15 protein-coding genes and 3 tRNA genes are annotated in these 12813 nt (G+C 70.6%); 12 read left to right on the plus strand and 6 right to left on the minus strand.

All coding sequences use genetic code 11. The features are described from left to right. Nucleotides 1–127: 127 nt before the first annotated feature. The 3 genes from ABZY45_RS07815 to ABZY45_RS07825 form a co-directional block, all read right to left on the minus strand. Nucleotides 128–787 (minus strand): DedA family protein, encoded by a 660-nt coding sequence (locus ABZY45_RS07815; protein WP_356737263.1) that lies wholly within the window; start codon nt 785–787, stop codon nt 128–130. Nucleotides 788–1004: 217 nt separating this feature from the next. Continuing rightward, the gene (locus ABZY45_RS07820) at nt 1005–1661 is read right to left on the minus strand and encodes an SDR family oxidoreductase (protein ID WP_356737265.1); all 657 of its coding nucleotides are present in this window, start codon (nt 1659–1661) and stop codon (nt 1005–1007) included. A 55-nt stretch (nt 1662–1716) separates the two neighbouring features. Then, the gene (locus ABZY45_RS07825; protein ID WP_356737267.1) at nt 1717–2955 is read right to left on the minus strand and encodes an amidohydrolase family protein; all 1239 of its coding nucleotides are present in this window, start codon (nt 2953–2955) and stop codon (nt 1717–1719) included. A 298-nt stretch (nt 2956–3253) separates the two neighbouring features. Here ABZY45_RS07825 and ABZY45_RS07830 point away from each other — a divergent pair. The 6 genes from ABZY45_RS07830 to ABZY45_RS07855 all read left to right on the plus strand — a co-directional run bounded on the left by ABZY45_RS07830 (nt 3254) and on the right by ABZY45_RS07855 (nt 5856). After that, nucleotides 3254–3326 (plus strand) — tRNA-Thr (locus tag ABZY45_RS07830). A 45-nt stretch (nt 3327–3371) separates the two neighbouring features. Continuing rightward, nucleotides 3372–3444: transfer RNA gene (locus ABZY45_RS07835), tRNA-Met, on the plus strand. An 89-nt stretch (nt 3445–3533) separates the two neighbouring features. Further along, nucleotides 3534–3698, plus strand: coding sequence for a 50S ribosomal protein L33 (gene rpmG / locus ABZY45_RS07840; RefSeq protein ID WP_003956487.1), 165 nt, complete (start codon nt 3534–3536; stop codon nt 3696–3698). A 111-nt stretch (nt 3699–3809) separates the two neighbouring features. Beyond that, nucleotides 3810–4262: a MaoC family dehydratase N-terminal domain-containing protein gene (locus tag ABZY45_RS07845; RefSeq protein WP_356737269.1), complete on the plus strand. Its 453-nt coding sequence runs from the start codon at nt 3810–3812 to the stop codon at nt 4260–4262. Continuing rightward, entirely contained in the window at nt 4262–4690 is a 429-nt protein-coding gene (locus ABZY45_RS07850; RefSeq protein WP_356737271.1) for a MaoC family dehydratase, read from the plus strand. The genes ABZY45_RS07845 and ABZY45_RS07850 overlap by 1 nt, the downstream gene beginning before the upstream one ends. Before the next feature lie 110 nt (nt 4691–4800). Beyond that, nucleotides 4801–5856, plus strand: a complete 1056-nt coding sequence (locus ABZY45_RS07855; protein WP_356737273.1) for a UDP-N-acetylmuramate dehydrogenase — start codon at nt 4801–4803, stop codon at nt 5854–5856. A gap of 110 nt (nt 5857–5966) precedes the next feature. Here the strand turns inward: ABZY45_RS07855 and ABZY45_RS07860 are convergent, their stop codons facing one another. Beyond that, on the minus strand, nt 5967–6602 hold the full coding sequence (locus tag ABZY45_RS07860) for an NAD(P)H-binding protein (RefSeq protein WP_356737275.1): 636 nt from the start codon (nt 6600–6602) through the stop codon (nt 5967–5969). An 89-nt stretch (nt 6603–6691) separates the two neighbouring features. On the opposite strand from ABZY45_RS07860, the gene ABZY45_RS07865 reads away from it, so the two are divergent. Next, nucleotides 6692–7273, plus strand: coding sequence for a TetR/AcrR family transcriptional regulator (locus ABZY45_RS07865; RefSeq protein ID WP_356737277.1), 582 nt, complete (start codon nt 6692–6694; stop codon nt 7271–7273). An 18-nt stretch (nt 7274–7291) separates the two neighbouring features. Here the strand turns inward: ABZY45_RS07865 and ABZY45_RS07870 are convergent, their stop codons facing one another. Together ABZY45_RS07870 and ABZY45_RS07875 are read right to left on the minus strand one after the other, a co-directional pair. Next, nucleotides 7292–8305 (minus strand): adenosine deaminase, encoded by a 1014-nt coding sequence (locus ABZY45_RS07870; RefSeq protein WP_356737279.1) that lies wholly within the window; start codon nt 8303–8305, stop codon nt 7292–7294. 119 nt (nt 8306–8424) lie between these two features. Then, complete coding sequence (locus ABZY45_RS07875; protein WP_356737281.1) at nt 8425–9651, minus strand: pyridoxal phosphate-dependent aminotransferase; 1227 nt, start codon at nt 9649–9651, stop codon at nt 8425–8427. 214 nt (nt 9652–9865) lie between these two features. Here ABZY45_RS07875 and ABZY45_RS07880 point away from each other — a divergent pair. From ABZY45_RS07880 to rplA, 5 genes are all read left to right on the plus strand, one after another. Beyond that, nucleotides 9866–9938 (plus strand) — tRNA-Trp (locus tag ABZY45_RS07880). A 106-nt stretch (nt 9939–10044) separates the two neighbouring features. Beyond that, nucleotides 10045–10332, plus strand: a complete 288-nt coding sequence (gene secE, locus ABZY45_RS07885) for a preprotein translocase subunit SecE (protein ID WP_031096325.1) — start codon at nt 10045–10047, stop codon at nt 10330–10332. A gap of 74 nt (nt 10333–10406) precedes the next feature. Next, complete coding sequence (gene nusG / locus ABZY45_RS07890; RefSeq protein ID WP_356737284.1) at nt 10407–11309, plus strand: transcription termination/antitermination protein NusG; 903 nt, start codon at nt 10407–10409, stop codon at nt 11307–11309. A gap of 177 nt (nt 11310–11486) precedes the next feature. Beyond that, a complete protein-coding gene (gene rplK, locus ABZY45_RS07895) occupies nt 11487–11921 on the plus strand; it encodes a 50S ribosomal protein L11 (RefSeq protein ID WP_003967000.1) in 435 nt (144 codons plus the stop codon). Nucleotides 11922–12003: 82 nt separating this feature from the next. Beyond that, nucleotides 12004–12726: a 50S ribosomal protein L1 gene (rplA, locus tag ABZY45_RS07900; RefSeq protein ID WP_356737286.1), complete on the plus strand. Its 723-nt coding sequence runs from the start codon at nt 12004–12006 to the stop codon at nt 12724–12726. Nucleotides 12727–12813 lie beyond the last annotated feature (87 nt).

Consider the following 12813-nt stretch of genomic DNA (forward strand, 5'->3'; position numbering starts at 1 on the left):
TCCCGCGGATGCCCCGGGGAGCCGGAACGCCTCGCACTGAGGGTGCCTGACGTGCCCGGGGTCGCCGCGCCCGCCACTCCGGCGCGCGACCATGGTTGTGGTCACAGGCCGCCCGGCGGACGGGCCGTCAACTGCTGTGCCGACGTGACCGCTTGCCACCGCGCAGTCGCAGGACCACGTACGTCACCAGAGCGACGGCCGCCAGGGCGAGCACGGCCTTGGACGCGAATCCGACGTAGGTCCCCACGGTCTCCCACCGGTCGCCGAGCCAGTAACCGGCCATCACCAGCACCGCGTTCCAGATCAGGCTCCCGAGCGTGGTCAGCGTGACGAACACGTGCAGGGGCATGCGCTCCACCCCGGCGGGGACGGAGATGAGGCTGCGGAAGACGGGCACCATGCGGCCGAAGAAGACCGCCTTGGTGCCGTGCTTCGCGAACCACTCCTCCGTACGCACCAGATCGGAGGCCTTCACCAGCGGCAGCTTCCCCCAGAGGGCGTGCATGCGGTCACGGCCGACCATCACGCCGATCCAGTAGAGCGCCAGCGCTCCCACGACCGACCCGAGCGTGGTCCAGAAGAGCGCCGACGTCAGGCTGAGCACGCCCTGCCCGGCGGCGAACCCGGTGAGCGGCAGGATCACTTCGCTGGGCAGTGGCGGGAAGAGGTTCTCCAGCGCGATGGCCAGGCCGGCCCCGGGGCCGCCGAAGGTCTCGACGAGGCCGGTGGCCCAGCCGGCGATGCCGCCCGTGGGCTGTTGCGGCTGAGCCGAGTACGTGAGCTGCATGGTGGGGGGTCTCCAAGGCGGCGGTCGGTCGTCGGGCAGGCGCCCCGATCACCTCCAGGCTAGGAAACCGCAGCTCTACACCGCGTAAGTGCACGATTCCCGGTGCCGGCGCCGGCCCTCCGCGCACTCGTACCCGCGCCCGCCCACGCCAGCCCTCAGGGGCGGCGATCGACGGGCGCGGGCAGGGAGGCGCCGTGCCTCCGGGAGGCACCCTGCCTCAGTTCCCCGCGATGTCCTTCACCGCCACCGCCACCGGCTTGCTCCCGCTGATCAATTCCAGCGTGAGACCCGCCGTCGCCGGGGTGTCCAGCAGCTCCACCAGGGTCGCCGCCACGTCGTCACGGGGGACCGGGCCACGGCCCGTGGAGGCGGCCAGCAGGACCTGTCCGGTTCCGGCGTCGTTCGTGAGCATGCCGGGGCGCAGAATCGTCCAGTCCAGTCCGCTCCGGGAGCGTACGTCGGCGTCCGCCTCCCCCTTGGCCCGCTGGTAGACGTCGAAGACCTCGTCCCCCCGGTGATCGGGATCGGCGCCCATCGAGGAGACCACGACGTAACGCCGTACCCCGGCCCGCTCCGCCGCGTCCGCGAAGAGCACCGCCGCCCCGCGGTCCACCGTGTCCTTGCGCGCCGAGCCGCTGTTCGGGCCCGCGCCCGCCGCGAAGACCGCCGCGTCCGCCCCTCGCAGCAGCTCCGCCACCTCGTCCACGGACGCCGATTCGAGGTCGAGGACGGCGGGTTCGGCCCCGGCGGCCCGCAGGTCCTCGCTCTGCTGCGGGTTGCGGATGACGCCCACCGCTTCGTCACCGCGCGCGGCGAGCAACCGCTCCAGCCGCAGCGCGATCTGACCATGTCCACCTGCAATGACAATGCGCATGCTTCCGACCGTACGCCGGACGGCGCGCTCGTGCTCAAGGCCCGCCGCCCGGGCCTCAGTCGGCTCGGCCCTGACGGGGGAGCTCCAGGGCGGCGGCGCCCGAGTCGCAGTACTCGCGTACGGCGCTGGTCCGCGCCACGACCCGCCCCCGGTGCACCACGATCCTGCTGTACGAGAGCGAAAGCGCCCCGGCCAGCTGGTCACCGCGCACGGCGAGCAGCTCGGCGGGGAAGCCGGCCTCGACGCGCACCTCGGGCAGCCCCAGAGCGGCTCTGGCGGTGGCGGAGACGGCCTCGTAGGCGTCCTGGGGGGCGAGTCCCCGCTGCGAGGCCAGCAGATAGGCGGCCTCCAGCGGGTCGCCCCGGCCGACCGGGTTGGCCTCCTCGCGCAGCGCCCCGCTGCCCGCCGCCACCCGCACTCCGGCGGCGCGCAGCAGCCGCACCGGCGGGGTCCCCCGGAGCCGGGCACGGCAACAGCCGCCCTGGGGCAGGCAGACCAGGGTCACCGCTGCCGCGGCGAGCCGGTCGGCGGTGCGGGCCGCCTCGCCCTCCGGAAGCCGCGAGAGGCCCGCACAGGGGCCGAGACAGACCCCGGAGCGGACCCCGCGGGCCATGTCGGCGAGCCGCACGAGGCGGGCGGGGTCCTCGCCGTCGGTGTGGAGGTCGACGGGCAGGCCGTGTGCCGCGGCGAGGTCCAGCACGGCTTCGGTGAAGCCGGCCGGGTCGGGGTCGAGGTCGGGGCAGCCGCCGATGGCGTCCGCGCCCATGTCCACCGCGTCGCGGAGGGCGGCGAGGCCGTCGGCGCCCGCGACGCCGGTCAGGACGTGGGGCACGGCCACGGCGGTCAGCTCGGTGAGGCCACGCAGCGAACCACGGGCCTCCAGGACCGCTTGCAGGGCCCCGAGGCCCGCCACCCCGCCCCGGCCCGAGCCGTGGACGCTCGCGACCCCACTGCGGATGCCCACGCCCACGTGGGCGCGCAGCGCCGTCGCGCCGTGGCTCAGCTGGAGCAGCGCGGCCTCGGTGGCACGGCGCCGTACGTCGTCGGGGCGGTGGGACGCCGGGCTCCCGGCGGCGGCGCTGAGCGCGGTGTCGGCGTGGAGGTGGGTCTCGGCCGGGGCGGGCAGCAGCAGGTGGCCCCGCAGATCCAGTCGGGTGCCCCGGGTGGTGAGGCTGCCGGCCGTACCGACGGCCTCGATCAGCGGGCCGCCGATCAACACGTCGACGTTGCGCCCGTCCACCAGCCTGGCCCCGTGGAGCAGGAGCGCGTCCGCGCCGCTGGGGCTGTCAGGCATGGCTGCGCTCCTGTGAGGGGTTCAAGATCACGCGAGGTGCGGCCGAGCCTAGGGGGGTGGCCGGCCCGCTCCGGGGAGGGCGCATTAGTCGTACGAAAGCGGCCCCGCCGGGCCGGCCGGGGAGAGGGGGGTCCGGGAGGGCTGGGAGGGGGTCCGCAGGGCCGGTGAACGGGCTGATCAAGGGCCTGATCAGGGGGGTGTTCGCCGGGGCGGAGCGGGGCCGGGGGAGGGGCCGGGCGAGGGCCCGGGAAACGGATTTGGGCGATCGGCGACAGACCGTGTAATGTCTTCCTCGCTCGCCCCAATAGCTCAGTCGGTAGAGCGTCTCCATGGTAAGGAGAAGGTCTGCGGTTCGATTCCGCATTGGGGCTCTGGTGATCGGGTAACCCCGCTTCGGCGGGGAAACTCGGCATCAAAGCGGTGTAGCTCAGTCGGTAGAGCAAGCGGCTCATAATCGCTGTGTCACCGGTTCAAGTCCGGTCACCGCTACTAACGGTAGCCGATTGTGGGGTCGGTCCTTCGATCGGCTACTCTTTTTTGCGTTCATCCGTCCATCCGTCCGTCCAAGGAGCACTCACGTGGCTGCCACCGACGTCCGCCCGAAGATCACGCTGGCCTGCGTGGAGTGCAAGGAGCGGAACTACATCACCAAGAAGAACCGGCGTAACAACCCGGACCGTCTTGAGATGAAGAAGCACTGCCCGCGCTGCAACTCGCACACCGCGCACCGCGAAACGCGCTGAAAACAGGCTCGTACACGAGGCCGTCCCCACTGGGGGCGGCCTCGTGTCGTTGTATTGGGGCCGGGGTGGTTACCCGCCCTATTCGACTTTTGATCAGGAGGTAGCGGGCTCATGGCGCTCGACCAGTCCTTCGTGGGGCGGACCTATCCGCCCACCCCGGCGTACGAGGTCGGCCGGGAGAAGATCCGGGAGTTCGCGGAAGCGGTGGGTGACACCAATCCCGCGTACGTCGACCAGGAGGCCGCCAAGGCCCTCGGGTATCCCGATGTGATCGCTCCGCCCACGTTCGTGTTCGCGATCACCTTCAAGGCCGGCGGCCAGGTGGTGGAGGACCCGCAGCTGGGCCTCGACTACAGCCGCGTGGTCCACGGCGACCAGAAGTTCGCCTACAGCCGGCCGGTGCGCGCGGGCGACCGGCTTGCGGTCACGGTGACCATCGACGCGATCAAGTCCCTGGCGGGCAACGACATCGTGGACATCCGCGGTGAGGTGCACGACGAGTCCGGTGAGCACGTGGTGACCACGTGGATGAAGCTGGTGGCGCGGGCCGCCGAGGAGGCGTGATGACGGCGGGCATTGCTTACGGCGCGGTCGAGGTCGGTACGGAGCTGCCGGCGCAGTCGTTCCCGGTGAGCCGGGCGACGCTGGTGCAGTACGCGGGCGCCTCCGGCGACTTCAACCCGATCCACTGGAACGAGAAGTTCGCGCGCGAGGTCGGACTGCCGGACGTGATCGCGCACGGCATGTTCACGATGGCCGAGGCGATCCGCGTGGTCACGGACTGGGCCGGCGACCCGGGGGCGGTCGTCGAGTACGGGGTGCGCTTCACCAAGCCGGTCGTCGTGCCGAACGACGGCACCGGTGCGCTGATCGAGGTCAGCGGCAAGGTCGCCGCCAAGCTGGACGACAACCTCGTGCGGGTCGACCTCACGGCGATGAGCGACGGCAAGAAGGTGCTGGGCATGTCCCGCGCCGTCGTCCGCCTGGCCTGACGTACCACCGCCCGTACCCGGGCCGAAGGGCGTCCTCCCACGGAGGGCGCCCTTCGCGCGCTTCGTGGCCCCTCCCGGCGGGCGGGCCCGAGGACCGTACTCTTGTCCCCGTGCAGGAACTCCACGACGCCCCCCTCGCCCCCCTGACCACCTTCCGGCTCGGCGGCCCGGCCAACCGGCTCCTGACGGCCACCACCGACGCCGAGGTGATCGCCGCCGTACGCGAAGCCGACGACAGCGGCACGCCTCTCCTGGTCATCGGCGGCGGCTCCAACCTGGTGATCGGCGACAAGGGCTTCGACGGCACCGCCCTGCGCATCGCGACCACGGGCTTCGAGCTGTCCGGTACGACGCTCGAACTGGCCGCCGGCGAGGTCTGGACCGACGCCGTGGCCCGTACGGTCGAGGCCGGGCTGGCCGGTGTCGAGTGCCTGGCCGGGATCCCCGGGTCCGCCGGGGCCACACCGATCCAGAACGTCGGCGCGTACGGCCAGGAGGTCTCCTCCGTCATCACCGAGGTCGTGGCCTACGACCGGCGCGCCCAGGAGACCGTCACCCTCTCGAACGAAGCCTGCGCGTTCTCGTACCGCCACAGTCGCTTCAAGGCCGAACCCGACCGCTTCGTGGTGCTCCGTGTCCGGTTCGCGCTGGAGGACGCGGGCGGGCAGTCCGCGCCGCTGCGCTATGCGGAGACCGCCCGCGCCATGGGCGTCGAACAGGGCGAGCGGGTGCCGGCCGCGGCGGCCCGCGAGACGGTGCTGCGCCTGCGGGCCGGCAAGGGCATGGTGCTCGACCCGGAGGACCACGACACCTGGTCGGCGGGCTCCTTCTTCACCAACCCCATCCTCGACGAGGCGGAGCACGCGGCCTTCCTCGCCCGCGCCAGGGAACGGCTGGGCGCGGACGTCGCGCCCCCGGCCTTCCCCGCCGGCGAGGGCACCGTCAAGACCTCGGCCGCCTGGCTCATCGACAAGGCGGGCTTCACCAAGGGGTACGGCACGGGCCCCGCCCGCATCTCCACCAAGCACACGCTCGCGCTCACCAACAGGGGGGCCGCGACCACCGAGGACCTGCTGGCACTGGCCCGTGAGGTCGTCGCGGGGGTCCACGAGGTCTTCGGCGTCACGCTCGTAAACGAGCCGGTGACGGTCGGCGTCAGCCTGTGACGTTCGGCGTCGGCCCGTGACGGCCGGGTGAGGGCCGGGCCTCTGCGTGCACGGCCCGCTGCCCCCTGGTCAACGGCGAGCCCCGCGCCTGCCCCACCGCGACCCCCGGTTCAGTAGGCGACGCCCACGCCCTGCCTCACCGCGGCCGGTTCGTCGATCAGCGCCAGCATCGCGTGGGCCACGTCGGCCCGCGCGATGGACCGGCCGCTGCGCGGGGTGCCGCCCACGACCGTCCGGTACTTCCCCGTCAGGGGGCCGTCGGTCAGCTTCGGCGGGCGCACCGACGTCCAGTCCGCCGCGCCCGCCGCCAGCGCCGCCTCCATCCGGGTCAGATCGGCGTACACCTCCTTGAGGACCGCGCCGATCACCTTGCGGACCGTCCGGTCCAGCAGCGGGTCGTCCGCCGGTTCGGGGCCGACAGGTGCCGCGCTCACCACCAGCAGCCGCCGAGTCCCTTCCGCCTCCATCGCGGCAAGCACCTGCCTGGTGAGCCGCTCGGCCACGTCGCCGGCCTTCCGGCCCCGGGCGCCGAGGCCGGAGAGCACGGCGTCCCGGCCCGCCACCGCCGCCCGCACCGCCGCCTCGTCGTCCAGCCTCACGATCTCGTCCGGCCCGGCGGCCCTGAGCCCCTCCGGGAGCCGCACGGGATCGCGCACCACCGCCGTGACCTCGTGTCCCGCCGCGCGTGCCTGCCGCACGATCTCCTGGCCGATGGCCCCGGTCGCTCCGAAAACGGTGAGTCGCATGGCGCATACCCCTTCACAGGTGGGTGAGTATTCACTTACCGCTAGGGTGAGTGGGTACTCACCTCTCGTCAAGGTCCGTTGGAGCACGCATGGAAAAGAAGCCGGCCCGCGTCCGCATCGTCGACGCGGCCCACGAGCTCATGCTCGGCATCGGCCTCGCGCGGGCGACGACGAAGGAGATCGCCAAGGCCGCCGGGTGCTCGGAGGGGGCGCTCTACAAGTACTTCAGGAGCAAGGAAGAGCTCTTCGTGACCGTGCTCGGTGAGCGGATGCCCAAGCTGGGGCCGCTCCTGGGGGATCTGGAGCCGGGGGAGGGCGACCTGGAGCGCAATCTCACCGAGGTCGCCCGCCAGGCCGTGCTCTTCTACCAGCAGACGTTCCCGGTGCTCGCCTCGCTGTACGCCGAGCCCCGGCTCAAGCGGCGCCACGACGAGGCGATGCGAGAGATGGGTACCGGGCCCCACCGGCCGATCGAGGGTCTCGACACCTACCTGCGCGCCGAACAGCGGGCGGGCAGGGTCAGGGCCGACGCCGACACCTACGCGGCCGCCTCACTGCTCCTGGGGGCCTGCTCCCAGCGTGCGTTCGCCTACGAGGCGGGCGGCGCGCCCCTGCCGCTGGACGACTTCGCCTCGTCCCTCGCGCGCACCCTGCTGGGCGGGATCAGCTAGCGAGCCAGGCCGCAGGGATCAGCTGGCGAGCCAGGCGTCGACGCCGGCCAGCAGCTTCTCCCGCACCTCGTCCGGCGCCACCGACCCCCGCACGGACTGCCGTGCCAGTTCGGCCAGTTCCTCGTCGGTGAAGCCGTGATGGCGGCGTACGAAGTCGTACTGCGCGGCGAGCCGGGAGCCGAAGAGCAGCGGGTCGTCCGCACCCAGCGCCATCGGGACGCCCGCGTCGAACAGAGTGCGCAGGGGTACGTCGGCGGGCTTCTCGTAGACGCCGAGCGCCACGTTGGACGCCGGGCAGACCTCGCACGTCACGCCCCGCTCGGCGAGCCTGCGCAGCAGCCGCGGATCCTCCGCCGCCCGTACGCCGTGCCCGATACGGGCGGCGTCGAGGTCGTCCAGGCAGTCCCGGACGCTGGAGGGGCCCGACAGCTCCCCGCCGTGCGGCGCCGCGATCAGACCGCCCTCACGGGCGATGGCGAAGGCGCGGTCGAAGTCGCGGGCCATCCCTCGGCGCTCGTCGTTGGAGAGCCCGAAACCGATGACGCCCTGGTCGGCGTAGCGCACGGCGAGCCGGGCCAGTGTGCGGGCGTCCAGCGGGTGCTTCATCCGGTTCGCCGCGATCACCACCCGTATCCCCAGCCCGGTCTCACGGGCCGCGCTGTGCACGGCGTCCAGGATGATCTCGATGGCCGGGATGAGACCGCCGAGCAGCGGGGCGTACGAGGTCGGGTCGACCTGGATCTCCAGCCACCCGGAGCCGTCCGCGACGTCCTCCATGGCCGTCTCGCGCACCAGGCGCTGGATGTCCTCGGGGGTGCGGAGGCAGGAGCGGGCGATGTCGTAGAGACGCTGGAAGCGGAACCAGCCGCGCTCGTCGGTCGCCCGCAGCTTCGGCGGTTCACCGCCGGTCAGTGCCTCGGGCAGGCGGACGCCGTACTTGTCCGCCAGTTCGAGCAGGGTCGTGGGCCGCATCGACCCGGTGAAGTGCAGGTGCAGATGGGCCTTGGGCAACAGCCGTACGTCACGCTCCATTGAAGGATCTTGCCGCATCCGGGGGGCGCCGCGGTACCCGGATCCCCTTGTGAGTTACCACTCGAACAAAAAAGTGGCCCCCGGCCGGAGCCGGGAGCCACCTCGGTTCACCGCACGGATCAGTCGCGGGCCTCGCCCAGCAGCTTCTGGATCCGGGAGACGCCCTCGACGAGGTCGTCGTCGCCCAGGGCGTACGAAAGTCGCAGGTAGCCGGGCGTACCGAAGGCCTCGCCGGGCACGACGGCGACCTCGGCCTCGTCCAGGATGAGCGCGGCCAGTTCGACGGAGTCGGCCGGGCGCCTGCCGCGGATCTCCTTGCCGAGCAGCCCCTTCACCGACGGGTACACGTAGAACGCCCCCTCCGGCTCGGGGCAGAGCACGCCGTTGATCTCGTTGAGCATGTGCACGATCGTCTTGCGGCGCCGGTCGAAGGCGGTCCGCATCTCGGAGACCGCGTCCAGCGAACCGGAGACGGCGGCCAGCGCGGCGGCCTGCGCGACGTTGCTGACGTTGGAGGTGGCGTGCGACTGGAGGTTGGTCGCGGCCTTCACGACGTCCTTCGGGCCGATGATCCAGCCCACGCGCCAGCCGGTCATGGCGTAGGTCTTGGCGACGCCGTTGACGACGATGCACTTGTCACGCAGCTCGGGCACCACGGCCGGGAGCGAGACCGCGGCCGCGTCACCGTAGACCAGGTGCTCGTAGATCTCGTCGGTCATCACCCAGAGGCCGTGCTCGACGGCCCAGCGGCCGATCGCCTCGGTCTCGGCCTCGGTGTAGACGGCGCCGGTCGGGTTGGACGGCGACACGAACAGGACGACCTTGGTGCGCTCGGTCCGCGCTGCCTCGAGCTGCTCGACGGAGACCCGGTAGCCGCTCGTCTCGTCGGCCACGACCTCGACCGGGACGCCGCCGGCGAGACGGATCGACTCGGGGTACGTCGTCCAGTAGGGGGCCGGGACGATGACCTCGTCACCCGGGTCGAGGATCGCCGCGAAGGCCTCGTAGATGGCCTGCTTGCCGCCGTTGGTCACCAGGACCTGGGAGGCGTCGATCTCGTAACCCGAGTCGCGCAGCGTCTTCGCCACGATGGCGGACTTGAGCTCGGGGAGCCCGCCCGCCGGGGTGTAGCGGTGGTACTTCGGGTTGCGGCACGCCTCGACGGCGGCCTCCACGATGTAACCGGGGGTCGGGAAGTCGGGCTCACCGGCGCCGAAGCCGATCACCGGACGTCCGGCGGCCTTCAGGGCCTTGGCCTTGGCGTCGACGGCGAGGGTGGCGGACTCGGAGATCGCACCGATGCGGGCCGAGACCCGGCGCTCGGACGGAGAAGTTGCAGCGCTCATGGCCCCCATGCTCGCAGACCGGAAATGCCGTCGGCACAGGGGTTTCAGGGACCGGACAGCACTCGGACAGCATGCGGACAGGACCGGTCGGTTGTTGTCTGTTCGACGCGGCGCCCCTGAACACGTACACTCACCTGTCGTTGGCCTTCATCAGCCGCACCGTTTTTTCATCCGGCCCACCGGAGAAGATGCGGTAGGTTGGTGGAAACCACAAAGGGTCGTAGCTCAATTGGTAGAGCACTGGTCTCCAAAACCAGCGGTTGGGGGTTCAAGTCCCTCCGGCCCTGCTACACACTCCTTCGCCAGGATGTGTGCGCATGTACGTACTTCAATGCACCGCCGTGCGGCTCCACCGGGCGCGGCACGGCCACGACCCGGAATCAGGTGAGTAGCGTGACGGACGCCGTGGGCTCCATCGACATGCCTGATGCCGAGGACGAAGCCCCCGAGTCGAAGAAGAAGACCCGGAAGGGCGGCAAGCGCGGAAAGAAGGGCCCTCTGGGTCGTCTCGCGCTGTTCTACCGCCAGATCGTCGCCGAGCTCCGCAAGGTCGTATGGCCTACGCGCAGCCAGCTGTCGACATACACGGCCGTGGTGATCGTGTTCGTGGTCGTCATGATCGGTCTCGTCACCGTGATTGACTTCGGATTTGCGCGGGTCATCAAGTACGTCTTCGGCTGATCCCCGCGGAGGGCGCCTCATCGGCGCCCCTTTCGCATGTTCCACCCATATGTATCCAGGAAGAAGCAGCCATCGTGTCTGACCCGAACCTGAACGACGACGCCGAGCCCACGGCGAGCGCCGTCGAGTCCGCCGAGGACGAGCTCGACATCGTCGAGGCGTCGGATGCCGTGGACCCGGACCAGGTCGAAGCTGCTGACGCCGCCGCGGGCGAGCCCGCCGAGCAGGACGCCGTGAACGTCGAGTCCGACGAGACCGATGAGGTCTCCGACAGCGACGAGGCCGACGAGGTCTCCGACGAGGACGCGTCCGAGGACGACGACGAGGAGAGCGACGAGGAGGCCGAGCCGGCCGCCCCCGTCGACGCCGTCGCCGCCCTGCGCGACGAGCTGCGCGGCCTTCCCGGCGAGTGGTACGTCATCCACACGTACGCCGGTTACGAGAAGCGCGTGAAGGCCAACCTGGAGCAGCGCGCCGTCTCGCTCAACGTCGAGGACTTCATCTACCAGGCCGAGGTGCCCGAGGAAGAGATCGTCCAGATCAAGAACGGCGAGCGGAAGAACGTCCGTCAGAACAAGCTCCCGGGTTACGTCCTGGTGCGCATGGACCTGACGAACGAGTCCTGGGGTGTTGTCCGCAACACGCCCGGTGTCACCGGCTTCGTGGGCAACGCCTACGACCCGTACCCGCTGACCCTGGACGAGATCGTCAAGATGCTCGCCCCCGAGGCCGAGGAGAAGGCGGCCCGCGAGGCCGCCGAGGCCGAGGGCAAGCCGGCTCCCGCCCGCAAGGTCGAGGTCCAGGTGCTGGACTTCGAGGTGGGCGACTCGGTCACCGTCACCGACGGCCCGTTCGCGACGCTGCAGGCGACGATCAACGAGATCAACGCCGACTCGAAGAAGGTCAAGGGCCTCGTCGAGATCTTCGGTCGCGAGACCCCGGTCGAGCTCAGCTTCGACCAGATCCAGAAGAACTGACGGGCTCACCGCCACTTCTGGACACATGCCTACCGAGCAGGTCAGACCGGCTTCGCAGCCGGTCTGACCTGCTCGGTTTTTGGTCGCGCAGCTATACCCGTTATCGTTGTGCGGTATGCCTCCATCCGGATGACCGGAATGGCGGCGAAACACTCTCACTAGGACCCGGAGAGAGCAATGCCTCCCAAGAAGAAGAAGGTCACGGGGCTTATCAAGCTCCAGATCAACGCCGGTGCGGCCAACCCGGCGCCGCCGGTCGGTCCCGCACTGGGCCAGCACGGCGTCAACATCATGGAGTTCTGCAAGGCCTACAACGCCGCGACCGAGTCGCAGCGTGGCATGGTCGTGCCGGTGGAGATCACGGTCTACGAGGACCGCTCCTTCACCTTCGTCACGAAGACTCCGCCGGCCGCCAAGCTGATCCTCAAGGCCGCGGGTGTGGACAAGGGCTCCGGCGAGCCGCACAAGACCAAGGTCGCCAAGCTGACGGCCGCCCAGGTCCGCGAGATCGCCACGACCAAGCTGCCCGACCTGAACGCCAACGACCTCGACGCCGCGTCGAAGATCATCGCTGGCACCGCCCGTTCCATGGGCATCACGGTCGAAGGCTGAGTCAGCCCCGTAGCCCCTCAGTGGTAGGACCAAGCGCTGGTCCGCACCACGACTCCACACTCTGAAATCCACAGGAGTAGATGTGAAGCGCAGCAAGAACCTCCGCGCTGCGGACGCCAAGATCGACCGGGAGCGTACGTACGCCCCCCTCGAGGCCGTCCGTCTCGCCAAGGACACCGCCACCACGAAGTTCGACGGCACCGTCGAGGTCGCCTTCTGCCTGGGTGTCGACCCTCGCAAGGCCGACCAGATGGTCCGTGGCACCGTGAACCTCCCGCACGGCACCGGCAAGACCGCCCGGGTCCTGGTCTTCGCGACCGGTGACCGTGCTGCGGCCGCGGAAGCCGCGGGCGCCGACATCGTCGGCGCCGACGAGCTCATCGACGAGGTGGCGAAGGGCCGTCTGGACTTCGACGCCGTCGTCGCCACGCCGGACCTCATGGGCAAGGTCGGCCGCCTGGGCCGCGTGCTCGGTCCGCGTGGTCTGATGCCGAACCCGAAGACCGGCACCGTCACCCCCGATGTCGTCAAGGCTGTCAACGACATCAAGGGCGGAAAGATCGAGTTCCGCGTCGACAAGCACTCGAACCTGCACTTCATCATCGGAAAGACCTCTTTCGATGACACCAAGCTGGTCGAGAACTACGGCGCGGCGCTGGAGGAGATCCTCCGTCTGAAGCCGTCCGCCGCGAAGGGTCGCTTCATCAAGAAGGCGACCATGAGCACGACGATGGGCCCCGGCATCCCGCTGGACGCCAACCGCGTGCGCAACCTCCTCGTCGAGGAGGACCCGGCCTCCGTCTGAGCCCCCGTGCTCATCCGGTAGCCGACGTCACGGCATGGGACGGGCCCCGCAGCCTCCAGGAGGCAGCGGGGCCCGTCCTCGTACGTT

Origin of the sequence: Streptomyces sp. NPDC006516, assembly GCF_040611875.1 — a bacterium.
Classification (GTDB): Bacteria; Actinomycetota; Actinomycetes; order Streptomycetales; family Streptomycetaceae; genus Streptomyces.